General features: G+C 70.5%; 19 protein-coding genes. 13 read left to right on the top strand and 6 right to left on the bottom strand.

Going from position 1 to position 24,987, the window contains the following annotated elements; genetic code table 11:
- Positions 1-81: 81 nt before the first annotated feature.
- From ACIRC0_RS12735 to pgi, 8 genes are all read left to right on the top strand, one after another.
- Entirely contained in the window at positions 82-3,036 is a 2,955-nt protein-coding gene (locus ACIRC0_RS12735) for a M14 family zinc carboxypeptidase (protein ID WP_403615012.1), read from the top strand.
- Between the two features lie 225 nt (positions 3,037-3,261).
- Complete coding sequence (gene gap / locus ACIRC0_RS12730; protein ID WP_403615009.1) at positions 3,262-4,269, top strand: type I glyceraldehyde-3-phosphate dehydrogenase; 1,008 nt, start codon at positions 3,262-3,264, stop codon at positions 4,267-4,269.
- Between the two features lie 177 nt (positions 4,270-4,446).
- Positions 4,447-5,658, top strand: coding sequence for a phosphoglycerate kinase (locus ACIRC0_RS12725; RefSeq protein ID WP_403615006.1), 1,212 nt, complete (start codon positions 4,447-4,449; stop codon positions 5,656-5,658).
- A gap of 3 nt (positions 5,659-5,661) precedes the next feature.
- Positions 5,662-6,438, top strand: a complete 777-nt coding sequence (tpiA, locus tag ACIRC0_RS12720; protein ID WP_403615003.1) for a triose-phosphate isomerase — start codon at positions 5,662-5,664, stop codon at positions 6,436-6,438.
- Positions 6,439-6,536: 98 nt separating this feature from the next.
- Positions 6,537-6,773 carry a preprotein translocase subunit SecG gene (gene secG, locus ACIRC0_RS12715; RefSeq protein ID WP_103844742.1) on the top strand — a complete coding sequence of 79 codons (237 nt, stop codon included), beginning with the start codon at positions 6,537-6,539 and terminating at the stop codon, positions 6,771-6,773.
- Positions 6,774-6,994: 221 nt separating this feature from the next.
- Complete coding sequence (locus ACIRC0_RS12710; protein WP_003957010.1) at positions 6,995-7,330, top strand: RNA polymerase-binding protein RbpA; 336 nt, start codon at positions 6,995-6,997, stop codon at positions 7,328-7,330.
- 232 nt (positions 7,331-7,562) lie between these two features.
- A complete protein-coding gene (locus tag ACIRC0_RS12705; RefSeq protein WP_403615000.1) occupies positions 7,563-8,810 on the top strand; it encodes an MFS transporter in 1,248 nt (415 codons plus the stop codon).
- Between the two features lie 95 nt (positions 8,811-8,905).
- The gene (gene pgi, locus ACIRC0_RS12700) at positions 8,906-10,558 is read left to right on the top strand and encodes a glucose-6-phosphate isomerase (protein ID WP_403614997.1); all 1,653 of its coding nucleotides are present in this window, start codon (positions 8,906-8,908) and stop codon (positions 10,556-10,558) included.
- Positions 10,559-10,622: 64 nt separating this feature from the next.
- On the opposite strand, the gene ACIRC0_RS12695 is transcribed toward pgi, so the two are convergent.
- The 3 genes from ACIRC0_RS12695 to ACIRC0_RS12685 all read right to left on the bottom strand — a co-directional run bounded on the left by ACIRC0_RS12695 (position 10,623) and on the right by ACIRC0_RS12685 (position 14,237).
- Positions 10,623-12,905: an FtsX-like permease family protein gene (locus ACIRC0_RS12695; protein WP_403614994.1), complete on the bottom strand. Its 2,283-nt coding sequence runs from the start codon at positions 12,903-12,905 to the stop codon at positions 10,623-10,625.
- Between the two features lie 61 nt (positions 12,906-12,966).
- Positions 12,967-13,725 (bottom strand): ABC transporter ATP-binding protein, encoded by a 759-nt coding sequence (locus ACIRC0_RS12690; protein ID WP_403614992.1) that lies wholly within the window; start codon positions 13,723-13,725, stop codon positions 12,967-12,969.
- On the bottom strand, positions 13,722-14,237 hold the full coding sequence (locus ACIRC0_RS12685) for a PadR family transcriptional regulator (RefSeq protein ID WP_263229315.1): 516 nt from the start codon (positions 14,235-14,237) through the stop codon (positions 13,722-13,724). The genes ACIRC0_RS12690 and ACIRC0_RS12685 overlap by 4 nt, the downstream gene beginning before the upstream one ends.
- Positions 14,238-14,368: 131 nt before the next feature.
- Here ACIRC0_RS12685 and ACIRC0_RS12680 point away from each other — a divergent pair, with 131 nt between their 5' ends.
- The 5 genes from ACIRC0_RS12680 (at position 14,369) to ACIRC0_RS12660 (ending at position 21,018) form a co-directional block, all read left to right on the top strand.
- Positions 14,369-15,640 carry an ABC transporter substrate-binding protein gene (locus ACIRC0_RS12680; protein ID WP_403614989.1) on the top strand — a complete coding sequence of 424 codons (1,272 nt, stop codon included), beginning with the start codon at positions 14,369-14,371 and terminating at the stop codon, positions 15,638-15,640.
- Between the two features lie 168 nt (positions 15,641-15,808).
- Entirely contained in the window at positions 15,809-17,455 is a 1,647-nt protein-coding gene (locus ACIRC0_RS12675; protein ID WP_403614987.1) for a glycoside hydrolase family 13 protein, read from the top strand.
- Between the two features lie 37 nt (positions 17,456-17,492).
- A complete protein-coding gene (locus ACIRC0_RS12670) occupies positions 17,493-18,818 on the top strand; it encodes an ABC transporter substrate-binding protein (protein ID WP_403614985.1) in 1,326 nt (441 codons plus the stop codon).
- Positions 18,819-18,823: 5 nt separating this feature from the next.
- Complete coding sequence (locus ACIRC0_RS12665) at positions 18,824-20,182, top strand: ABC transporter permease subunit (protein ID WP_403614983.1); 1,359 nt, start codon at positions 18,824-18,826, stop codon at positions 20,180-20,182.
- Complete coding sequence (locus ACIRC0_RS12660) at positions 20,179-21,018, top strand: carbohydrate ABC transporter permease (RefSeq protein ID WP_403614981.1); 840 nt, start codon at positions 20,179-20,181, stop codon at positions 21,016-21,018. Before ACIRC0_RS12665 ends, ACIRC0_RS12660 begins: the two co-directional genes overlap by 4 nt.
- Before the next feature lie 568 nt (positions 21,019-21,586).
- Here ACIRC0_RS12660 and pgl read toward each other — a convergent pair.
- Genes pgl through zwf form a run of 3 tightly spaced genes read right to left on the bottom strand, consistent with a single transcriptional unit; the run spans position 21,587 to position 24,986 of the window.
- Entirely contained in the window at positions 21,587-22,369 is a 783-nt protein-coding gene (gene pgl, locus ACIRC0_RS12655; protein ID WP_403614978.1) for a 6-phosphogluconolactonase, read from the bottom strand.
- Positions 22,366-23,457: a glucose-6-phosphate dehydrogenase assembly protein OpcA gene (gene opcA / locus ACIRC0_RS12650; protein WP_403614975.1), complete on the bottom strand. Its 1,092-nt coding sequence runs from the start codon at positions 23,455-23,457 to the stop codon at positions 22,366-22,368. The genes pgl and opcA overlap by 4 nt, the downstream gene beginning before the upstream one ends.
- Positions 23,454-24,986 (bottom strand): glucose-6-phosphate dehydrogenase, encoded by a 1,533-nt coding sequence (gene zwf, locus ACIRC0_RS12645; protein WP_403614973.1) that lies wholly within the window; start codon positions 24,984-24,986, stop codon positions 23,454-23,456. The genes opcA and zwf overlap by 4 nt, the downstream gene beginning before the upstream one ends.
- Position 24,987 lies beyond the last annotated feature (1 nt).

The following is a 24,987-nucleotide window of genomic DNA, read 5'->3' as shown; positions in this document are numbered from 1 at the left end:
AGGCGCCCTTGACTCGATCATGGATTGTCATGAGCCTGGCACCTGATTCGCCGCTGTGGCGAACCATTGCTAGGGGGATCCATGAGACACAGAGCGAGATCGATCCTCGCTGTCGGCACACTCCTGCTCGGTGCAGCGGGCCTCGCACCCATCGCCCAGGCACAGAGCGGGACGTCCTCCGCACCCGACCCGGACGAGGTCAGGGTCTTCCGCGCCACGGTCACCGAGAAGCAGATACCCCTGCTACTGGAGGCCGGCCAGGACGGCCACGAACTCGGCGAACAGGTGACCGGCAGCCGCAGGAGCACCGTCGAGGTCTACCTCACCGAGAAGCAGGCCGGGAAGCTCAGGAAGCAGGGCGTCCGCCTCACCGAACACACACTGTCGGCCAAGGCCGAGACGCGCGTCGAGAACGCGGCCGAGGGCGTGTTCCGCCCGTACAGCGGCAGCGGCGGTCTGAAGGAAGAGATGGTCAGAACCGGCCAGGCCCACCCCGGTCTCACCAAGGTCGTCTCCCTCGGCAGGACGATCAACGGCCAGGACATTCTCGCGCTCAAACTGACCAGGAACGCGAGGAAGTCCAGGGACGGCTCCAAGCCCTCCGTGCTGTACATGTCCAACCAGCACGCACGCGAGTGGATCACTCCGGAGATGACCCGCCGGCTGATGCACTACTACCTGGACCACTACGCCACGGACAAGCGCATCAAGAAGATCGTCGACTCCACCGAACTATGGTTCGTCCTCTCGGCCAACCCGGACGGCTACGACTACACGTTCAAGGGCCCGGACACCCGTCTGTGGCGCAAGAACCTGCGGGACGTCAACGGCGACGGCGTGATCGGTGTCGGAGACGGAGTCGACCTCAACCGCAACTTCGCCTACAAGTGGGGCTACGACGACGAGGGTTCGTCCCCCCTGCCCACCAGTGAGACCTACCGCGGCGCGAGCCCTGAGTCCGAGCCCGAGACCCGGGCGCTCGACAGGTTCGAGAAGCGCATCGGATTCAAATACGGCATCAACTACCACTCCGCCGCCGAACTGCTTCTCTACGGCGTCGGCTGGCAGGTGGCGACCCCGACCCCCGACGACGTCCTCTACAAGGCGCTCGCCGGCACCCCGGACAAGCCCGCGATCCCCGGCTACCACTCGCAGGTGTCCTCGGAGCTGTACACCACCAACGGCGAGGCGGACGGCCACGCGTCGAACGTCAACGGCATGGCGATGTTCACCCCCGAGATGTCCACCTGCCAGACCGCGTCCGCAATCGACCCGAACGACGCCTGGAACGCCGCCGACTGCGAGTCCGTCTTCAACTTCCCCGACGACGAGAAGCTGATCCAGCAGGAGTTCCAGAAGAACATCCCGTTCGCGCTCTCCGTCGCCGAGACCGCTTCCCACCCGGACCGGCCATCCTCCTCGGTCGGCATCGACGCTCCCGACTTCACCCCGGCGGCGTTCTCCACCTCCTACGCGCGCGGCGCCGACCAGGAGGTCTCCGTCGTCGTACGCAAGTCCGTACGCGACAAGGAGCTGAAGTACCGCGTCAACGGCGGCCGCGTCGAGAGCCGGGCGCTCAGGCCCTGGAGGGGCGGGGACACCTACGGCGGCGACGACAACCTCTACTTCGACGAGTACCGGGCCAAGGTCCGAGGCGGCGACCCGGGCGACAAGGTCGAGGTCTGGTTCACCGGCGAGACCCGCGGTGGGCGGAAGACGGCCGGTAAGCACTTCACCTACACCGTGGCCGAGCGGCCCAAGGCGGACGTCCTCGTCGTCGCCGAGGAGGGCGCCAAGGCCACCCAGGCGCAGACCTACGTGGACGCCCTGAAGGCAGCGGGCAGCAAGGCGATCGTCTGGGACGTCGCCACCCAGGGGGCGCCCGACGCGCTCGGGGTGCTCGACCACTTCAAGGCCGTCGTCCACTACACGGGCGCGAGTGTCCCGGGCAACGCCACCCAGCTCCAGCTGCGCGCCTACCTCAACGAGGGCGGCAAGCTGATCGAGGCGGGGGAGCAGGCGGGCGGCACCGTCGACCTCGGCGACGGCAACCTCTCGGACGACTTCAGCCAGTACTACCTCGGCGCCTACTCGCGTACGCCGGCGCCGGGGGTCACCGGATTCGCAGGCTCCGGCAAGCTCGGCGGCTTCACCGCCGGCCTCGGCGACGCGCCCGGCAACCCGCTGGACAAGGCGGGGGCGTACGGCGTCACCTCCGAGGAACTGCCCGCGGACAAGTACCCGCAGTTCGCCAGTGCGGGGGCGGGCCTGTTCACCGGGGCGGCCAACCCGTACCAGCCCTACGCGGGCTCGTACATGGCCGCGGCCGCCCACACCGACAACGCCTACAAGCGGCTCACCCGCACCGTCGACCTCACCAAGGTGAGCGCGGGCGACGCACCCACCCTGCGGACCCGGCTGCTGTGGGACACCGAACCGGGCTACGACCACGCCGTGGTCGAGGTCCACACCGTCGGGGCCGACGACTGGACCACGCTGCCGGAGGCCGGCGGCGCGACGAGCGACGCCGTACCGGCAGACTGCGAGGCCGGGTTCCTGGTGGGCGAGCACCCCTGGCTCAAGCACTATCTGACCGTGGCGTCGGGCGGCTGCGGCGCGAAGGGCACCACCGGCGCGTGGCACAGCCTGACCGGCGCGTCCAACGGCTGGCAGCAGGTGAGCTTCGACCTGAGCGCGTACGCGGGGAAGACGGTCGAGGTCTCGCTGAGCTACATCACCGACCCGGGCACCGGCGGCCACGGCGTCCTCGCCGACGAGGCCTCGCTCGTCGTCGGCGGAACGGCCGTCGAGACGGAGGGCTTCGAGACGTCACTCGGAGCCTGGCACGTGGCGGGACCGCCCGCCGGCAGCCCGGCCGTCCTCAAGGACTGGGCGCGCACCGGAACCCTGTTCAGCACCTACGGAGCGGTCACCACGGACCGCACGGTGCTGCTCGGCTTCGGCCTGGAGCACCTGACCTCCGCGGCCGGCCGGACGGCCCTGATCGGCAAGGCACTCAACGCGCTCGGCCTCTGACGGCCGGTAGTCAACGGCAGTTGGTCCCATGTCGCCGGAAAGAGTGGCGGGGCCTTCGTGCCCGGGCGGTCCGTACCCCTACTGGCGGGTACGGACCGCCCTGCCGTGTATGAGGCATCTCGATGTCACCACGGCAGCCTCAGGGAGGTAGGGTCGTAGGCGGTCGGGGACATCCCATACAGCTCGCCGGCGTCGAACCCGGCGTACCAACGAGGAGATCGGTTCGTGACGATCCGCGTAGGCATCAACGGCTTTGGCCGCATCGGTCGTAACTACTTCCGCGCGCTGCTGGAGCAGGGTGCAGACATCGAGATCGTGGCTGTCAACGACCTGGGTGACACCGCGACCACCGCTCACCTGCTGAAGTACGACACCATCCTCGGCCGCCTCAAGGAGGAGGTGTCCCACACCGAGGACACCATCACCGTCGGCGGCAGGACCATCAAGGTCCTGTCCGAGCGCAACCCCGCCGACATCCCGTGGGGTGAGCTGGGCGTCGACATCGTCATCGAGTCGACCGGCATCTTCACCAAGAAGGAAGACGCCGAGAAGCACATCGCCGGTGGCGCCAAGAAGGTCATCATCTCGGCTCCGGCCAAGAACGAGGACGTCACCATCGTGATGGGCGTCAACCAGGACAAGTACGACCCGGCGAACCACCACGTCATCTCCAACGCCTCCTGCACCACCAACTGTGTGGCGCCGATGGCGAAGGTCCTGGACGAGAACTTCGGCATCGTCAAGGGTCTGATGACCACGGTGCACGCGTACACGAACGACCAGCGCATCCTGGACTTCCCGCACAAGGACCTGCGCCGCGCCCGTGCCGCCGCGGAGAACATCATCCCGACCACCACGGGCGCCGCCAAGGCCACCGCCCTGGTCCTGCCGCAGCTCAAGGGCAAGCTGGACGGCATCGCCATGCGCGTCCCGGTCCCGACCGGCTCGGTCACCGACCTGGTCGTCGAGCTCGGCCGCGAGGTCACCAAGGAAGAGATCAACGCCGCCTTCCAGAAGGCCGCCGAGGGCGAGCTGAAGGGCATCCTCGAGTACACCGAGGACGAGATCGTCTCCTCCGACATCGTCAACGCCCCGGCGTCCTGCACCTTCGACTCCTCCCTGACCATGGTCCAGGAGGGCAAGAACGTGAAGGTCATCGGTTGGTACGACAACGAGTGGGGCTACTCCAACCGCCTCGTCGACCTGACGGTCTTCGTCGGCAACCAGCTCTGATCGCTTCAAGCAGGCATCCCATGCGGTAGCAGGGCTCGGGCAGCGCACGGTCGCGCTGCCCGAGCCCTGACGCACGTGCGGCGAGCCCCGGCGCGCCCACGGATCGATCGGCCCCGACCGGCCGTCCGGACCGATCAGCCCTCGTACGATCAAGAGCTTTCCCCAGGAGTCCGACCCATGAAGACGATCGACGAACTTCTCTCCGAAGGCGTGGACAACAAGCGGGTCTTCGTCCGCGCCGACCTCAACGTGCCGCTCGCCGACGGCCTCATCACCGACGACGGCCGCATCCGCGCCGTCCTGCCCACCGTCAAGGCCCTCGCCGAGGCGGGCGCCAAGGTGGTCGTCGCCTCCCACCTGGGCCGCCCCAAGGGCGCCCCGGACCCGGCCTTCTCCCTGCTGCCCGCCGCCGAGCGCCTCGGTGAACTCCTCAAGGCGCCCGTGGCGTTCGCCCAGGACACCGTCGGCCCCGCCGCCCACGATGCGGTCGACGGCCTCCAGCCGGGTCAGGTCGCGGTCATCGAGAACCTGCGCTTCAACCCCGGCGAGACGTCCAAGGACGACACCGAGCGCGGTGAGTTCGCGGACCGGCTCGCCGCCCTCGCCGATGTGTACGTGAGCGACGGCTTCGGCGCGGTCCACCGCAAGCACGCCTCCGTCTACGACCTCCCGGCCCGGCTGCCGCACTACGCCGGCTACCTCATCGCCACCGAGGTCGGCGTCCTGAAGAAGCTCACCGAGGACGTCCAGCGGCCCTACGTCGTCGCTCTCGGCGGCGCCAAGGTCTCCGACAAGCTGGCCGTCATCGACCAGCTGCTCGGCAAGGCCGACCGTCTCCTCGTCGGCGGCGGCATGGCGTACACCTTCCTCAAGGCCAAGGGCTACGAGGTCGGCAAGTCGCTGCTGCAGGAGGACCAGATCCCGGTCGTCCAGGAATACATCGAGCGCGCCGAGAAGACCGGCGTCGAGCTGGTCCTGCCCGTCGACGCCCTCGTCTCGCCCGACTTCCCGGACCTGAAGACCAAGGCCCCGGCCAACCCCACCGCCGTCGCCGCGGACGCGATCCCGGCCGACCAGGAGGGTCTGGACATCGGTCCGGAGACCCGCAAGCTGTACGCCTCGAAGCTCGCCGACGCGGCCACCGTCTTCTGGAACGGCCCGATGGGCGTCTTCGAGCACCCCGACTTCGCCGCGGGCACCAAGGCGGTCGCCCAGGCCCTCGTCGACTCCCAGGGCTTCACCGTGGTCGGCGGCGGCGACTCCGCCGCGGCCGTCCGCATCCTGGGATTCGACGAATCGGCATTCGGTCACATCTCGACCGGTGGCGGCGCCTCCCTCGAATACCTCGAGGGCAAGACGCTCCCCGGCCTCGCCGCACTGGAGGACTGAACCTTGAGCACCCGCACGCCGCTGATGGCGGGCAACTGGAAGATGAACCTCAACCACCTCGAGGCCATCGCCCACGTCCAGAAGCTCGCCTTCGCCCTCGCGGACAAGGACTACGAGGCCGTCGAGGTCGCCGTCCTGCCGCCCTTCACGGACCTGCGCTCCGTGCAGACCCTGGTCGACGGGGACAAGCTCAAGATCAAGTACGGTGCCCAGGACCTCTCGGCGCACGACTCCGGTGCCTACACCGGTGAGATCTCGGGCTCGATGCTGGCCAAGCTGAAGTGCACCTACGTGGTGATCGGGCACTCCGAGCGCCGCCAGTACCACGGCGAGAGCGACGCTCTTGTGAACGCCAAGGTCAAGGCCGCCTACAAGCACGGCCTGACCCCGATCCTGTGCGTCGGTGAGGAGCTGGAGGTCCGCGAGGAGGGCGAGCACGTCTCTCACACCCTCGCCCAGGTCGAGGGCGGTCTGAAGGACCTCCCGGCCGAGCAGGCCGAGACCGTCGTGATCGCCTACGAGCCCGTCTGGGCCATCGGGACCGGCAAGGTCTGCGGCTCCGACGACGCGCAGGAGGTTTGCGCGGCGATCCGCGGCAAGATCGCCGAGCTGTACTCCCAGGAGGTGGCCGACCAGGTCCGCATCCAGTACGGCGGCTCGGTGAAGTCCGGCAACGTCGCCGAGATCATGGCGAAGCCCGACATCGACGGCGCGCTGGTCGGCGGCGCCTCGCTCGACGCCGACGAGTTCGTCAAGATCGTCCGCTTCCGCGACCAGTGAGTGTGTCTTAGGGGCGATCCGTCGTACCCTTGCGGGGGCGAGGTGGCCTGCCACCCCGCCCCCGTCGTCCATCCGAGTCCGAGGAAGTTGGTCCAGCCGTGGTTCTGGGGTTCTCGATCGCCCTGATCGTCTTCAGCCTGTTGCTGATGCTGCTGGTGCTGATGCACAAGGGGAAGGGCGGCGGCCTCTCCGACATGTTCGGTGGCGGCATGCAGTCCTCCGTCGGCGGCTCGTCGGTCGCCGAGCGCAACCTCGACCGGATCACCATCGTGATCGGTCTGCTCTGGCTCGCCTGCATCGTGGTGCTCGGCATCCTGATGAAGACCAACCACTAGCGTCGGCCGGCTTCGGCAGGTCCGCATAAAACGCACATAGAGCACGTAACGCCCCATGTTCGGTACGGGTCTTCGGACCCGGCCTATCATGGGGCTTGCGTCTGGGGGCGGGGGTAACTCCCATCACTGGACGCGCGTTGGGCCTTACGTAGACTGAGGCGCTCGCAGCGAAGCGAAACGCCGACTCGCTTCGCGGCACCATCACGCAGGGAGTTACGACCGTGGCAAGTGGCAACGCGATCCGAGGAAGCCGGGTCGGGGCGGGGCCGATGGGCGAGGCCGAGCGCGGCGAGTCCGCGCCGCGTCTGCGCATCTCCTTCTGGTGCTCCAACGGGCACGAGACGCAGCCCAGCTTCGCCAGCGACGCGCAGGTTCCCGACACCTGGGACTGCCCCCGCTGCGGCTTCCCGGCCGGACAGGACCGGGACAACCCGCCGGACCCGCCGCGCACCGAGCCGTACAAGACGCACCTCGCGTATGTACGGGAGCGGCGCAGCGACGCGGACGGCGAGGCGATCCTCGCCGAGGCGCTCGCCAAACTGCGGGGCGAAATCTAGGAGTTCACCGGCCGGGGCCGTGCGGGCACCTGGCCGGTGCGCGTTCGGTACCGCGGTAGCGCGTGCCGCCGGAGCGGCCCGGCACAGGCCGCGGGCCGGCGCCTCGTACGGCCGGGGCAGCCCCGCACGGGGTGCGCTCCGGAGAGTCCCGAGCGGCCTGTTTCCGCAGCTCAGCCCGATTGTCAGTGGTGCCCTCTACGGTTTGTGCATCGGCGAATCGTGAGGGGGGACGATGGCAGCGGTCGAGGTGGCGGGCACCCTACGGCGGCCCGCGTGGCGTGGAGGGTTCGGGCGGCTGTGGACCGCTGCGGTGGTCTCCCGGTTCGGGGACGCGCTGCGGACGGCGGCGCTGCCCCTGCTCGCCGTCCGGTTCACGGACGAACCGCTCGTCGTCGCCTCGGTCACCGCCTGCGGCTATGTCCCGTGGCTGCTGTTCGGGCTGCTCGGCGGCGCCGTGGCCGACCGGGTGGACCAGCGGCGGGCGATGTGGGCCGTCGACACCGTGCGCGGACTGCTCGTCGCGGCCTTCGCGCTCGTCGTGGGGCTCGGGCACGCCTCGATCCCGCTGCTGCTGCTCCTCGCCTTCACGCTCACCACCCTCCAGACCCTCTTCGACAACGCCTCCACTGCCCTGCTGCCCTCCCTGGTCGACCGCGAGGCCCTGGGCAGCGCCAACGCCCGGCTCATGACCGGACAGCAGCTCGCGGGCGGTCTGCTGGCGGGCCCGTTCGTGCCGCTGCTCCTGGCGGCCGGAGCGTTCATGCCCTTCACGGCTGACGCGGGCACCTTCCTGCTGGCCGCCGCCCTCGTCGCCTCCCTGCGGACGGAGCCGGCCGATCGGGAGCCGCGCCCGTCCGGCAGCACCCTGCGGGCCGAGATCGGCGAAGGGCTGCGCGCCCTGTGGCAGGACCGGGTGCTGCGCGCGGCCTGTCTGGCCACGCTGCTGTGCAACATCGGCATGGGCGCCCTGATCGCCACGCTGGTGCTGCACGTGACGCGCTGGCTGGACGCGGGCGACGCCGGATACGCGGCCGCGATGACGGCGTACTCGGCCGGCAGCCTCATCGGTGGATTCGCCGCCCAGCGGATCGCGCACCGCACCGGACGCCTGCGCGCCCTGCTCGCCGCCGGCGGCGTCCAGACGGCGTGCCTTCTGCTCATCGGGACCGTCCGCCACACGGGAGCGCTGCTCGCGGGCATGCTGCTGTTCGGCGCCATGGGCATGGTGTGGAACGTCAACCAGGTCACCCTGATGCAGCACCGCAGCCCCGAGGCCATGGTGGGCCGTATAGCCGCCGCCTTCCGCACCGCCTCCACGTCGGGCGCCCCACTCGGCGCCCTGCTCGGCGGAGCCGTGGCACGGACGTACGGGCTGAACGGGCCCGCGCTGCTCGCCGCCGCGCTCTTCGCACTAGCCGTCACCTCGTTGACACACGCGCGCAAGGCGGACGTACCTGTTGTTGCCCCGGGGACGGCGTGACAAGAGGTCAGGCCGCATCGCCATCAATTAGGTTGGGACCGGCAGAGGAGCGAGCTACGCAGCAGCACAGGCAAGGAAGAAGGCTGAACTCCCAGATGAACGCAGACAGCCGTACCAGGCTCAACCAGACGCCCGAGTGGACCGCTCTGGCCAAGCACCGCGAGGAGCTCGGCGAGGTGCGGTTGCGTGAGCTGTTCGCGGCGGACCCGGGCCGCGGCAGCGGGTACGCCCTCCAGGTCGGCGATCTGCACGTCGACTACTCCAAGCACCTGGTCACCGAGGAGACGCTGCGGCTGCTGCGCGAGCTGGCCGCCGCGAGGGACGTCTTCGGTCTCAGGGACGCCATGTTCCGCGGCGAGAAGATCAACACCACCGAGAACCGCGCGGTCCTGCACACCGCCCTGCGCGCGCCCCGGGACGCGGTGATCGAGGTCGACGGTGAGAACGTGGTGCCCAAGGTGCACGCGGTGCTCGACAGGATGAGCGACTTCGCGAACCGGGTCCGCTCCGGCGAGTGGACCGGTCACACCGGCAAGCGCATCAAGAACGTCGTCAACATCGGCATCGGCGGTTCCGACCTGGGCCCCGCGATGGCGTACGAGGCGCTGCGCGCCTACACCGACCGCGGCATGACGGTCCGCTTCGTGTCCAACGTGGACGGCGCCGACCTGCACGAGGCCACCCGCGACCTGGACGCGGCGGAGACGGTGTTCATCATCGCCTCCAAGACGTTCACCACGATCGAGACGATCACGAACGCGACCTCGGCCCGCAAGTGGCTGCTGGGCGAGCTGAAGGCCGGCCAGGAGGCGGTCGCCAAGCACTTCGTGGCACTGTCGACGAACGCCGAGAAGGTCGAGGACTTCGGCATCGACACCGCCAACATGTTCGAGTTCTGGGACTGGGTCGGCGGCCGCTACTCCTACGACTCGGCGATCGGCCTGTCCCTGATGATCGCCATCGGCCCGGACCGCTTCCGGGAGATGCTCGACGGCTTCCGCACCGTCGACGAGCACTTCAGGACCGCGCCCGCCGAGTCCAACGTGCCGCTGCTGCTGGGCCTGCTGGGCATCTGGTACGGCAACTTCCACGACGCCCAGTCGCATGCCGTGCTGCCCTATTCGCACTACCTGTCCAAGTTCACCGCGTATCTCCAGCAGCTGGACATGGAGTCCAACGGCAAGTACGTCGGCCGGGACGGGCGCGAGGTCGAATGGCAGACCGGTCCGATCGTCTGGGGCACCCCGGGCACCAACGGGCAGCACGCCTACTACCAGCTCATCCACCAGGGCACCAAGCTGATCCCGGCCGACTTCATCGGCTTCGCCGAGCCGGTCGCCGAGCTCGCCGACGAGCTGAAGGCCCAGCACGACCTGCTGATGGCGAACTTCTTCGCCCAGACCCAGGCGCTGGCCTTCGGCAAGAGCCCGGACGAGGTGCGCGCGGAGGGAGTGCCGGAGGAGCTGGTGCCCCACAAGACGTTCAAGGGCAACCACCCGACCACCACCATCCTCGCCAGGGAGCTGACCCCGTCGGTCCTCGGCCAGCTCATCGCCCTCTACGAGCACAAGGTGTTCGTCCAGGGCGCGATCTGGAACATCGACTCCTTCGACCAGTGGGGTGTGGAGCTGGGCAAGGTCCTTGCCAAGCGCGTCGAGCCCGCGTTGACCGAGGGCGCGGAAGTACCTGGCCTGGACGAGTCCAGCAAGGCCCTGGTCGCCAAGTACCGGGAATGGCGCGGTCGTTAGAGCCACGGCGGGGGGACGGGCGGCACGACCGTCCGCCCCCGGCTCCCGGCTCAGGCCATCGTGCTCAGGCCACCGCGCTCAACGTGTCCGCGAGCCGGCGGCGGGCCGCGCGGGCCGCGGGCAGGGCGGCGAGCGCGGCGGCTCCCGCCACGGCCGCGGCCCCGAACAGCAGCAGGAGGACGGGGGAGGGGCCCCGGGCCAGCCCGGCGCCGATACCGCTGGAGCGGCCCTGGGCGTCGATCAGCCAGTGGGCGAGGGGCAGACCCAGCGCCGTACCGACGACCACCGCGGCCAGGGCGGTGCAGGCGGTGGCCGTGACCGTGATCGCGGTGATCTGCCGTGGGGACAGGCCGATCGCCTTGAGCGCCAGGAGGTCCCGTTCGCCCTCGCGGACTGTGCCGCCGATCGCGGTCAGCAGTTCGACGATCCCGATGAGCGCCAGCACGGCGATCAGTCCGGCGACGACACCGCGCAGCGGTGAGAGACCGTCCGCGGGGTTCGCCACCGGGTGCACGTCCAGGTGTCCGTGGGCGGCCCTGGCCAGGTCGCCGGCGACCTGGTGCGGATCGGCGCCCGGGCGCAGCCGGAGCTCGTAGAGGGTGGGACGCAGGCCCGGGTCGTTCTCGCGGAGGGTGTCGAGCGAGGTGGAGATGACCCGGCCGGCGTTCTCCGGTTCGATGCTGCGGCCCACGATGTGCAGGATCTGCGGCTGGTCGCCCACCGTCATCCGGACCCAGTCGCCGACCCGCACATCCAGCAGGTCGAGCAGCCCCTGCCCGGCCACGGCCTCGTCGGGGCCCCGGGCGGGACGGCCCTCGGCGAGGGCGTAGGGGTAGGGGTTCTGGCGGGTGCCCAGGCCCCGCAGGGCGATGGTGGCCGTCTGGCCCGGCACCAGGGCGGCCACCTCGACGCCCGGGTAGGCGTCGGCGACGTGCCGGTCGTGTTCCAGCAGGGCGCGCGTGGCCGCCTCGCCGAGACCGCTGTCGGGGCGCACGGTGAGGGCGGTGGCGAGCCCGACCTCGTCGGGCCTCGAGTGGAAGCGGTCGATGGTGGTCCACGCGCTCATCGCCACCACGATCAGCAGCAGCGGCAGGGCAAGCCGGGCGACCGTGGCCAGCGACCGGGGACGGCGTGCGAACGCCCGGTGCCAGCCCAGGACCAGCGCGGGCGGCAGCCGCAGACCGAGGGCGCCGCGCGCCAGGGCCGTCAGACGTCCACCGGCCGGTGCCGCGGGCCGTGGCACCGGCACCGGAGGCACCCGTCCCGCCCGCCAGGCCGCGAGCCCGGTGGTCGCGGCGATGAACAGCACCGCTCCGGCCGGGACCGCGAACAGCGCCACGGTGTGTCCCGGCAGCCCCTGCCACACGCCGACCGCGTCCCCGAAGCGCCCAGGGATCCGGCGGCCCAGCCCCTGGGTGAGCGCGGCCGCGGCCACCGCGCCGAGCAGGGCATAGGCCACGTGCTGGAGCAGGAAGACGCGGACGACCTGGCCGGGTGTGAAGCCGATCGCCTTCAGCACCGAGATGTCCCGCAGATGCCCCCGCACCCGGGTGCCGATCGCCCCGTGCACGGCGAGCCCGGCGGCCACCAGCGCACCCAGACCGAACAGGCCGAGGACCTGCCCCAGCAGCCGGTTGTCGCCCTGCGCCTCGGCCCGCGCCTGCTGCCAGGTCGAGACCTCGGTGACCGCGCCGGCTCCCAGCACGGTGACGGCGCGCTGGACGGCGTAGTCCGTGTCGTCGGGGTCGGACAGGCGCAGCCCGGTCACCTCTCCGCCGGCATCGCGCACGGCGGACGGCAGGGTCCAGACGAGTCCGGGCTGTTCACCGGGGCGGTAGCGGGGTTCGGCGCTGTCCGCGATGCCGACCACGGTCAGTGTCCGGGCCGTACCGGCCATCGTCAGGGTGTCCCCGGGCTCGGCCAGCAGCGCCCGGGCGAGCCGGCTCTCCAGCACGACGCCGCCCGGGTCAGCGGGATCCAGCCAGTGGCCCGAGGTGAGCAGCGGCCGGCCGACGGAGGGCCGCCCGGGGGTGGCACGCAGTTCGACGGAGGCGCGGGTACCGCGGGAGGTGAGGGTGGCGGACTCGGTCGGGTAGGGCCCGGCGACGGATTCGACGCCGTCCAGGTGGGCGAGGACGGCCGCGTCGGTGGAGCGGGCGGTGTGGATCCACACGTGCGCGCCGCGCGCCTGCGTGAAGACGCGCTGCCAGGGGTTGGTGGCGTACCCGAACAGGGCCGTGGCCAGCAGCAGGGAGGTGACGATGCCGGCGGTGGCGAGCACCATGAACAGTGCCTCGCCGCGGTGTGTGCGCAGATCGGAGTGCGCCCAGCGCAGGGTGGCTCGCACAGGCTTCAGCCCCTGGTCCCTGGGAGGGAACCCGAGCACGTCAGGTGGTCGTACACCGCACTCAGTCCTTCAACTCCAGCACGCCGGACACACCGGAGGTCCCGGCCCGGCGCGGCGGTGTGGCGTCCAGCTGCGCGTCGTCGACGATCCGACCGTCGAAGAAGCTGATGACGCGGTCGGCGGCGCTCGCCAGCCGGGCGTCATGGGTGACAAGGACGATGCTCTGCCCGCGCTGGTGGAAGCGGGACAGCAGCCGCATCACCTCGCGGGTGCCCTTGCTGTCAAGGCTGCCCGCGGGCTCGTCGGCGAGCAGCAGCGGCGGATGGTTGACCAGGGCGCGGGCGAGCGCGACCCGCTGCTGCTCGCCGCCGGACAGCTCGCCCGGCATGCTGCGCTCCTTGCCGGTCAGTCCCAGCTCGGCCAGCAGCGCCTCCCGCTCGGCCCGCGCCTGCTTCGGCGGCACACCGGCGAGCAGGGCGGGCAGCTCCACGTTGTCCGCGACCGACAGGTCGGAGACCAGGTTGAAGAACTGGAAGACGATCCCGATGCGCTTCCTGCGCTCCACGGCCCAGCGGGCCTCGCTGTAGGAGTCGGTGCGCTCGCCGTCCAGCCAGATGCTGCCGCCGTCGGGTCGCTGCAACCCGCCGAGCAGGTGCAGCAGGGTCGACTTCCCTGCGCCGGACGGGCCGGTGACCGCCACGAACTCGCCGTGCGACAGGCTGAGATCGACCCCGCGCACGGCGTGCGCCGGGGCTCCCTCACCGTGGTGGGTCTTGACCAGGCCCTCGGCGCGCAGCAGAGGAGTGGGGCGCTCGCTCATTCCAGCTCCTCCAGTTCCTCCTGGCACCGCTCCAGCCAGTCGAGGTCGGCCTGCAGGTGCAGCATCGCGCCCTCGATCAGCAGGTGGGCGATACGGTTGTCGCGGTCTTCGGCGGCGGCCAGTCTCGACAGGTCTCGCATGGTGTTGAGGTACTGGCGCCGCTGCTTGTTGATCAGGGCGATCTGGTCGGCGAGACCGGTCCGCGGGGCGAGCGCCAGCTTCATGAAGAACTCGTCCCGTACCCGCGGCTCGTCCTCGGTCTCCTCGAACCAGGCATGCAGCGCCTCCCGCCCGGCGTCTGTGAGGTGGTAGACCTTTTTGTTGGGCCGGCTGGACTGCTCGACGTCCTCGCCCTCGATCAGTCCCGACTTCTCGAGGCGGCCGAGGGTGACGTAGATCTGGCCGACGTTCGGCTGAGGGTACGCGGAGCCCAGCACTTGCTCAAGGTCCTGCTTGAGCTCGTAGCCGTGGGCGGGGCCGCGCGCGAGGAGTGCCAGGAGGGGCAGGCGCACTCGTGCTGTCCTCCTGTCTGCTCACAATGTGCTCCAGGCCCTAGTATCGCCCATACCTAACAGGTATACATGGCCTCTGACTCCTGGGCGAGGGTGCCCGGAGCCATGTGCATGTGTACAGGGAGGAACCTATGCGGTGGATACGCGCCGCCGGTAGGTGCCTCCTCGTCCTCGCCGTGGTCATGACCGGTTACGTAGCCTCCGGCGCCCGCGCCGACGAGGGGAGTGCCGGGGGGCGTGGCCCGCTCACCCTGGCCACCGCGGGAGATCTCACCGGCTACCTCGGCCCGCTCCTTCAGGGCTGGAACCGCACCCATCCCGGCGAGAAGGTCACCCTCGTCGAGCTGCCGGACTCCGCCGACGAGACGCACGCGCAGATGACCACCGACCTGCGCGGCGGTGACCGCAGCCGGTTCGACGTCCTGAACATCGACGTCGCCTGGACCTCCGAGTTCGCGGCGGCCGGCTGGATCCGCCCGCTGCCGCGCGACCGGTTCCCGCTGAAGACCTTCCTGCCGCCGGTCGTCGACACGGCCACCTACGACGGACAGCTGTACGCCGTCCCGTATGTCACGAATGCCGGGCTTCTGCTGTACCGCAAGGACATCCTCGCCAAGGAGGGCGTGCCGCCGCCGCGCACCTGGGCCGAGCTGGAGCACGACGCGAAGACCATCGCGCCCGAGTACGGGCTCGGCGGCTATGCGGGCCAGTTCCTGCCCTATGAGGGCCTCACCGTCAACGCGGCCGAGGCCGTGTACTCGGCGGGCGGCACCATCCTCGGCGACGAGGGTGCCCGTGTCACCGTCAATTCCGACGCGGCCCGCCAGGGGATCGGGTTCCTCGCCCGTGGCGTCCGCGACGGGTGGATTCCCAAGCAGGCGCTGACGTACAAGGAGGAGGAGTCCAAGCAGGCCTTCCAGGACGGCCGGCTTCTCTTCCTGCGCAACTGGCCGTACGCGTACGTCGCCGCCTCCGCCCCCGGCTCGAAGGTGGCCGGGAGGGTCGGCGCCGTGCCGCTGCCGGGGCCTGACGGGCCGGGGACGAGTGTGCTCGGCGGCTCCAACCTGGCCGTCAACAGTCATGCACGCCACGCCGAGTCGGCCGCGCGTCTGATCGCGTACCTCACCAGCGAGGGCGTCCAACGCCAGGTGCTCACCCGCGGCGCGCTGCCGCCCGTGCGCGCCGCGCTCTACGACGACCCCGAACTCGTACGGCAGTTCCCGTATCTGCCGACCCTGCGTGCCGCCGTGCTCGCGGCCGCACCGCGCCCCAAGAGCCCGCGCTACGACCAGGTCAGCCTGGCGGTGCAGGCGGTGGTGCACGACGCGCTGACGGGGCAGGAGACGCCCGAGTCGGCGGTGCGACGCCTGGCGCGCGAGCTGGCCGCTATCTCGCATCGCTAGTTACTTGTTAGGTAACGCGGACGTCTCATCTGACCGTTCGGTGCACCGATAAGTCCGGATTTGACACCCCAACTTCCCAGTAGCTTTCGTACTGTTCGTTGACACCCTCGTGGAACAGCTACCTAACATGCATGCATAACCGTTAGCACGCACAGACAGGTCAACGGGGTGAGTCCCAAGCACATCGACACCCGTCGCTGGTGGCGCGACGCAGTGATCTACCAGGTGTACGTCCGCAGCTTCCTGGACAGCACCGGCGACGGCATCGGCGATCTGGCCGGCGTCAGGGCAGGCCTGCCGTACTTGAAGAAGCTCGGCGTCGACGGGATCTGGCTGAGCCCCTTCTACCCCTCACCGCAGCACGACCACGGCTACGACGTCTCCGACTACTGCGACGTCGACCCGCTCTTCGGCGACCTCGCCGAGTTCGACCTGCTCACGGCGGCCGCCCGGCGGCTCGGCATCAAAGTGCTCCTGGACATCGTCCCCAACCACTGCTCCAGCGAGCACCCGTGGTTCCGCGAGGCCCTCGCCTCGCCGCCCGGCAGCCCGGCCCGCGCCCGCTTCCACTTCTCCGACGGCCGCGGGCCCGACGGCTCCGAGCCGCCCAACAACTGGCACGCCATGTTCGGCGGCCCGGCCTGGACCCGCGTCACGGAGACGGACGGCCACCCCGGCCAGTGGTACCTGCACATGTTCACGCCCGAGCAGCCCGACTGGAACTGGCGCAACCCCGAGGTCCCCGCCGAGTTCGACCGCGTGCTGCGCTTCTGGCTGGACCGGGGCGTCGACGGCTTCCGCATCGATGTCGCCGCGGGCCTGTTCAAGCACCCGGAGCTGCCCGACTCCCCGGACCCGGAGGCCGACGCCCGCACCCGCGACTCGGTCAACCCGCTCGCCTGGAACCAGCCTGAGGTGCACGACGTGTGGCGCCACTGGCGATCGGTGTGCGAGGAGTACACGGCACGCGACGGCCGTGAGCGCCTCCTGGTCGGAGAGGTCTCGGTTCCGACCGCCCGCGAGCACGCCAAGTACGTCCGGCCGGACGAGCTGCACCAGGCCTTCTTCTTCGACCTGCTCAGCGCCCCCTGGGACCCCGACGCCTTCCGCAAGGTGATCTCCGAGGCCATGCAGGACATCGCCGGCACGGGCTCCACGGTCACCTGGGTCCTCAACAACCACGACCAGGTCCGCACCGTCACCCGCTACGGAGAACCCACCCCCCAGGGCAGTGGCCTCGGTGCCGCCCGTGCCCGCGCCGCCGCGCTGCTGATGCTGGCGTTGCCCGGGGCCGCGTACATCTACCAGGGCGAGGAGCTCGGCCTGCCCGAGGTCGTCGACCTGCCCGACGACGTGCTCACCGACCCGATCTTCCGCCGCACCGGAAGCCGCGCCCGGATCCGCGACGGCTGCCGGGTGCCGCTGCCCTGGTCCGGGCAGGCCTCCCCGTTCGGCTTCACCTCCGGCGCCGAGGGGGCCAGGCCCTGGCTGCCACAGCCGGAGTGGTTCGCCGAGCACGCCACCGACCGCGCCCTCGCCGACACCCGCTCCTTCTGGCACCTGTACCGCGACGGCCTCCAACTGCGCTCCTCGCTCCCGCAGTTGGGCGAGGGCACGATGCGCTGGCTGGACACCCCGCCCGGCGTCCTCGCCTTCGTACGCGGCGACGACCTGGTCTGTGCCGTCAACTTCGGTACCGCCCCCACGCCCGCGCCGGTCTCCGGCACCCCCCTGCTGGCCAGCGGCCCCTGCCCGCCCGGGGTGCTCCCCGGCTCGACGGCCGCCTGGTGGATCAGCGACGGCACCGACCTCTGACCCCGTCCATTCCCCCATCCCCGAAGGGACATCAACGATGATGCGACGACGTACCACCCTGCTCACCGGCTGCACCGCCCTCGCCCTCGCACTCGGCGCGACCGCCTGCGGCGGCGGCCCCGTCACCGCGGGCGGCGGTGACAAGGCCCTCAGCGGCCAGACGGTCACCGTGGCCGGCGTCTGGACCGGCAGCGAGCAGAAGAACTTCCAGAAGGTCCTGGACGCGTTCAGCGAGAAGACCGGCGCCAAGACCCAGTTCATCTCCACCGGCGACAACGTCTCCACCGTCGTCGGCAGCAAGATCGAGGGCGGCAACGCGCCGGACGTCGTGATGGTCCCGCAGGTCGGCGTGCTCCAGCAGTTCGCCAAGAAGGGCTGGCTCCAGAAGCTGTCCGCGACCACCGAGAAGTCGGTCGACAGCAACTACGCGCCGGTGTGGAAGAAGTACGGCAGCGTCGACGGCACCCTGTACGGCCTGTACTTCAAGGCCGCCCACAAGTCGACCGTCTGGTACAGCCCCGACGCGCTCAACCAGGCCGGGGTCAAGCCGCCGAAGACGTACGACGAGATGCTGAAGGCCGGGCACACCATCTCCGACTCGGGCCTCGCCGCCTTCGCGGTCGCGGGCGAGGACGGCTGGACCCTCACCGACTGGTTCGAGAACATCTACCTCTCTCAGGCAGGTCCCGAGAAGTACGACGCGCTCGCCGCGCACAAGCTGAAGTGGACCGACCCGAGCGTGGTCAAGGCGCTCACCACGCTGGGCAAGCTGTTCAAGGACAAGCAGCTGATCGCGGGCGGGCAGAAGGAGGCCCTGAACACCGACTTCCCGGGCTCTGTGGAGAAGGTGTTCGGGCCCAAGCCCCAGGCGGGCATGGTCTACGAGGGCGACTTCGTGGCCGGGGTCGCGCACGACCAGTTCGGCAAGACCATCGGCAAGGACGCGGACTTCTTCCCGTTCCCGTCGGTCGACGGCGGTACGGCGCCGGTCGTCAGCGGTGGTGACGCGGCGGCCGTCCTCAAGGACGGCAAGAACGCCAAGGCCGGCATGAAGCTGCTGGAGTACCTGGCGACCCCCGAGGCCGCGGCCGTGTGGGCGAAGGCGGGCGGCTTCCTGTCCCCGAACAAGAAGCTCGACCTCTCCTCCTACGGCGACGACGTGACGCGGGCGACGGCCAAGTCCCTGATCGCGGCGGGCGATTCGGTCCGCTTCGACATGTCCGACCAGGCTCCGGCGGCCTTCGGCGGCACCAAGGGCGCGGGCGAGTGGAAGCTGCTGCAGGACTTCCTGCGCGACCCGTCGAACCCGAAGGCGACCGCGGCCCAGCTTGAGGACGCGGCGGCCAAGGCGTACCAGGGCTGATCGGCATGACCGCCACGCTCGTGAATGAGGCGAGCCCGCCGACCGCCGCCGGTGCCGCCGTGAGGCGCCGCACCCGGCGGCGGGGGCGGATCATCGCCCTGCTGTTCGTGTTCCCCGCGCTGCTGCTGCTCGGTGCGCTCGTCGTCTACCCCGTGCTGTTCTCGATCGGCCGCAGCTTCTTCGACGCCTCCGGCACCCGGTTCGTGGGCGGGGACAACTACGCCGAGATGTTCCGCGACCCGGCGACGCTGAAGGCCATCCGGAACACGACGATCTGGGTGGTCGTGGCTCCGGCGCTGCTGACGGGGCTCGGCCTGATCCTGGCCGTGCTGGTGGAGAAGGTCCGCTGGGCGACGGCGTTCAAGCTGCTGCTGTTCATGCCGATGGCGGTCTCCTTCCTCGCCGCCGGCATCATCTTCCGGCTCGCCTACGACGAGGACCCGAACAAGGGAGTGCTGAACGCGGCCGCTGTCTCGATCCACGACGCGTTCAAGGGCACGTCGTCGTATCCCACGGCGCGGGCGCGCGTGGGGCAGGGCCTGACGCAGGGTCGTGACGGGTCGTACGCGACGAGTGCGGGCGCCTCACCGGGTGACTCGGTGACGCTTCCGATGGTCGGCGTGCTGCCCAAGGACCTGCCGAAGGACGCCTCGCCCGCGTACGCGGCGGCCGGGAAGAAGGCCCCGGCGGACGAACTGCGCGGGGTCGTCTACCTGGACTTCACACCCGGTGGCGGCGGGAAGCAGGGGAAGGTCGACCCGCGGGAGAGCGGGCTGCCCGGGATGAAGGTCGAGGCCGTGCGCGACGGGCGGACGGTCGCCAGTACGACGACTGCGGCCGACGGCTCCTTCCGCTTCCCGGGGCTGAAGTCCGGCTCCTACACGGTCAAGCTGCCGTCCTCGAACTTCGCGGCGCCGTACCAGGGAGTCTCATGGCTCGGGCCGACGCTGGTCACGCCCGCGATCATCGGGGCGTACCTGTGGATCTGGACCGGCTTCGCGATGGTGCTGATCGGCGCCGGGCTGTCGACGCTCCCGCGGGACGCGCTGGAGGCGGCGCGGATGGACGGGGCGAACGAGTGGCAGATCTTCCGGCGGATCACGGTGCCGCTGCTGGCCCCGGTGCTGACCGTGGTCTTCGTGACCCTCGTCATCAACGTGATGAAGGTGTTCGACCTCGTCTACATCATCGCGCCCGGGCCGGTGCAGGAGGACGCGACCGTGCTCGCCACCCAGATGTGGCTGGTGTCGTTCGGCGGCGGCAACAACCAGGGCCTCGGCAGCGCGCTGGGTGTGCTGCTCCTGCTGCTGGTGATCCCGGCGATGGTCTTCAACGTCCGGCGTTTCCGAAGGAGTCAGCGATGAACGCGGTGAGGCGGGGGCTGGGCAACGGGCTGGTGCAGGCCTTCCTGGTGGTGGTCGGCCTGATCTGGCTGACCCCGCTGGCGGGGCTGTTCGTGTCGTCGCTGCGGTCGTCGGAGGACACGGCGAAGGGCGGCTGGTGGACAGCGCTGGTCAGCCCCGGGCAGCTGTCCTTCGACAACTACTCGGCGCTGCTGAAGAACGCCGGGATCACGCAGGCCTTCTGGAACACCGTGCTGATCTCGGTGCCGGCGACGGCGCTGGTGGTCGCGCTGGCGGCGCTCGCCGGGTACGCGTTCGCGTGGCTGGACTTTCCCGGGCGGGAGCCGCTTTTCCTGCTGGTGGTGGCGCTTCTGGTGGTGCCGGTGCAGATCGGTCTGCTGCCGGTGGCGAAGCTCTTCGGCGCGCTGGGCCTGTTCGGGACGATCCCGGGCGTCGTCCTCTTCCACGTGGCCTACGGGTTGCCGTTCGCGGTGTTCCTGCTGCGGAACTACTTCGCGGAGATGCCGAAGGAGATGCTGGAGGCGGCGCGGATGGACGGGGGGAGTGAGTGGCGGATCTTCACCCGGCTGGTCCTGCCGGTGGGGCGGCCCGCGATCGCGAGCCTCGCCATCTTCCAGTTCCTGTGGGTGTGGAACGACATGCTGGTGGCGCTGCTGTTCGCGGACAGCTCCTCACAACCGCTGACCGTCGAACTCCAGTCGCAGATACGGCAGTTCGGCAGCAACATCGATGTACTGGCGCCGGGGGCGTTCCTGTCGCTGATCGTGCCGGTGGTTGTCTTCTTCGCGTTCCAGCGGCACTTCGTGCAGGGGGTGATGGCGGGCTCGGTGAAGTAGGGGTTGCGGGAGGGGGTTTTCGCCCCCGCCGCCCCTACCCGTCCCATCCCTCCAGGGGCTCCGCCCCTTCGACCCCGTCGGGGGCTCCGCCCCCGGACCCCCGCTGTCGGCCTGCGGCCTGGTCCTCAAACGCCTCGAGCAAGGGGACCCAGGCTCCGCCCCCGGACCCCCGCTGTCGGCCTGCGGCCTGGTCCTCAAACTCTTCGAGCAGGGGGACCAGGCTCCGCCCCCGGACCCCCGCTGTCGGCCCGTGGCCTGGTCCTCAAACTCTTCGAGCAGGGGGACCAGGCTGCGCCCCCGGACCCCCGCTGTCGGCCTGCGGCCTGGTCCTCAAACTCCTCGAGCTCTTCGAGCAGGGGGACCCAGGCTCCGCCCCGGACCCCCGCTGTCGGCCCGTGGCCTGGTCCTCAAACTCCCCGAGCTGCTTCGAGCAGGGGACCCCCAGACGGGCTGAATGATCAGCCCCTCCGGCGTTCGAGGAGCGGGGGCCCGGGGGCGGAGCCCGCAGGGACGGAAAAGGCAGGGGCGGCGGGGGCGAGAAGCCCATGTTCAGCCCCGCCGCACCTCCTCACGGCGACGCCGGTGGGTACAAAGCGCGGGGCAGCTTCGATGCCGCCGCCGCGTCCAGCAGCCACAGCGTGCGCGAGCGGCCGTGCGCGCCCGCCGCGGGCGCCTGGATCTCGCCCGCGCCCGACAGGGCGATCGCCGCCGCCTGCGCCTTGTCCTCGCCCGCCGCCAGCAGCCACACCTCGCGCGCCGCGCGGATCGCCGGCAGCGTGAGGGAGATACGCGTCGGCGGCGGCTTCGGCGCGCCGTGGACGGCGACGACCGTTCGTTCCGTCTCCCGTACCGCCGGCAGTTCCGGGAACAGCGACGCCACATGCGTGTCCGGGCCGACGCCCAGCATCAGCACGTCGAAGGTGGGCACCGAGCCGTGGTTCTCGGGACCCGCGGCCCGGGCCAGTTCCGCCGCGTACGCCTCGGCCGCAGACTCCACGTCCGCCCCGTACGGGCTGTCCGACGCGGGCATGGCGTGCACGCGCTTCGGGTCCAGCGGCACGGAGTCCAGCAGGGCCTGACGGGCCTGGGTCACGTTGCGCTCCGGGTCGCCCTCCGGCAGGTACCGCTCGTCGCCCCACCACAGGTCCAGGCGCCCCCAGTCGATGGCGTCCCGGGCCGGCGCGGCGGCGAGCGCGGCGAGCAGGCCGTTGCCGTTGCGGCCACCGGTGAGCACGACCGACGCGGAGCCGCGCGAGGCCTGCGCGTCCACGATCTTCGTGATCAGCCGGGCCGCCGCGGCCTGGGCCATCAACTCCTTGTCGCGGTGCACGACGAGCTGGGGAGCAGTCACTTGGCGGCCGCCTTCTTCGCCGGGGCCTTCTTGGTGGCCTTCTTCGCGGGGGCCTTCGCGGCCGTCTCCACGGGTGCCTCGACCGCCTCCGGTTCCTGAGCCGCAGGCTCGCCGGCCACGGGGTCGCCGGCCTCCGGCTCGTGAGCCGGAGCCTCGGCGGCCTCCGTGTTCAGCCGGTCCACCCCGTACCGCAGCGCCGACGCGTACGTGTCGTCCGGGTCGAGCCTCCGCAGCTCCTCCGCGATCAGCTCGGCCGTCTCCCGGCGCTTGAGCGCCACGGCACGGTCCGGCTGGCCCTGGATGGACAGGGTCGCGAGCGAGCCGTCCGCGCGGCCCAGGGTGATCGGGCCGCAGCTCGTCTCCATGCGGACCGCGGTCAGGCCGGGGCCCGAGGAGATCGAGCGCTTCACCGGGACGTCCAAGCGGTCCGCCAGCCACATCGCCAGGAGTTCACAGCTCGGGTTGAACTCCTCGCCCTCCACCTCGACCTTCCGCACCTCGCAGGTGACCTGGTCGAGGGCCGCGGCCAGCATCGAGCGCCAGGGCGTGATGCGGGTCCAGGACAGGTCCGTGTCGCCGGGCGTGTAGGCATCGGCCCGGGCGCTCAGCTCCCGTACCGGCGCCTGAGCCGTGTAGGAGTCCGTCACCCGGCGCTGCGCGAGCGCGCCGAGCGGGTCGTTCGCCGGGTCGAGCGGCGCGTTCACCGGCCACCAGGCGACGACCGGCGCGTCCGGCAGCAGCAGCGGCAGCACCACGGACTGGGCGTGGTCCACCACCTCGCCGTACAGCCGCAGCACGACCGTCTCGCCGGTGCCCGCGTCCGCGCCCACCCGCACCTCCGCGTCCAGACGCGAGGAGGTGCGGTCGCGCGGCGAACGCGAGACGCGCTTGATGACCACGAGGGTGCGCGAGGGGTGCTCGCGCGAGGCCTCGCTCGCGGCCTTCAGCGCGTCGTAGGCGTTCTCCTCGTCGGTGACGATGACCAGCGTGAGCACCATGCCGACGGCGGGCGTGCCGATCGCTCGGCGGCCCTCCACCAGCGCCTTGTTGATCTTGCTGGCCGTGGTGTCCGTGAGGTCTATCTTCATGGCCGGCGCCAGCTCCGTCCGTCTCGCTGAAGCATCTCGTCCGCCTCGACGGGCCCCCAGGTGCCGGCCGGGTACTGCGCGGGCCTGCCGTGCTCGTCCCAGTACTCCTCGATCGGGTCGAGGATCTTCCAGGACAGCTCGACCTCCTCCGTCCGCGGGAAGAGGTTGGCGTCACCCAGCAGCACGTCCAGGATCAGGCGCTCGTACGCCTCCGGGCTGGACTCCGTGAAGGACTCGCCGTAGGCGAAGTCCATGGACACGTCCCGGATCTCCATCGAGGTACCGGGCACCTTGGAGCCGAAGCGCACGGTGACGCCCTCGTCCGGCTGGACGCGGATGACGACCGCGTTCTGGCCCAGCTCCTCGGTGGCCGTGGTGTCGAAGGGGGAGTGCGGGGCGCGCTGGAAGACGACCGCGATCTCCGTCACCCGGCGGCCCAGCCGCTTGCCGGTGCGCAGGTAGAACGGCACGCCCGCCCAGCGGCGGTTGTCGATCGCCAGCTTCACCGCGGCGTAGGTGTCGGTCTTCGACTTCTTGTCGATGCCCTCTTCCTCGAGGTACCCGATGACCTTCTCGCCGCCCTGCCAGCCGGCCGCGTACTGCGCGAACACGGTGGAGGCGCCCAGGTCCTTCGGCAGCCGGACCGCGCCGAGCACCTTGGTCTTCTCCGCGGCGAGCGCGTCGGCGTCGAAGGACGCGGGCTCCTCCATGGCCGTCAGCGCCAGCAACTGCAGCAGGTGGTTCTGGATGACGTCACGGGCGGCACCGATGCCGTCGTAGTAGCCCGCGCGGCCGCCGATGCCGATGTCCTCGGCCATCGTGATCTGCACGTGGTCCACGAAGGACCGGTTCCAGATCGGCTCGAACATCGTGTTGGCGAAGCGCAGCGCCAGGATGTTCTGGACGGTCTCCTTGCCCAGGTAGTGGTCGATGCGGAAGACCTGGTCCGGGGCGAAGACCTCGTGCACGACCTTGTTGAGCTCCTCGGCCGACTTCAGGTCGTGGCCGAACGGCTTCTCGATGACCGCGCGGCGCCAGGAGCCGGCCTGCTGGTCGGCGAGGCCGTGCTTCTTCAGTTGCTGGATGACCACCGGGAAGGACTTGGGCGGCACGGAGAGGTAGAAGGCGAAGTTGCCGCCCGTGCCCTGCGCCTTGTCGAGCTCCTCGATCGTCCCGCGGAGCCGCTCGAAGGCGTCGTCGTCGTCGAAGGTGCCCTGGACGAAGCGCATCCCCTGGATGAGCTGCTGCCAGACCTCCTCGCGGAACGGCGTACGGGCGTGCTCCTTGACGGCGTCGTGGACCACCTTGGCGAAGTCCTCGTGCTCCCAGTCGCGGCGGGCGAAGCCGACGAGCGAGAAGCCCGGCGGCAGCAGGCCGCGGTTTGCCAGGTCGTAAACGGCCGGCATCAGCTTTTTACGTGACAAATCGCCCGTAACGCCAAAGATGACCAGGCCCGACGGCCCCGCGATACGCGGGAGCCGTCGGTCCGCGGCGTCACGAAGCGGATTCGCTCCGTGTACGGATGTCAAG

The organism is Streptomyces sp. NPDC093984 (genome assembly GCF_044764595.1).
GTDB classification, from domain to species: domain Bacteria; phylum Actinomycetota; class Actinomycetes; order Streptomycetales; family Streptomycetaceae; genus Streptomyces; species Streptomyces cynarae.
The sequence above is the reverse complement of the archived record's forward strand: the minus strand, read 5'-3'. Positions and strand labels throughout refer to the sequence as shown.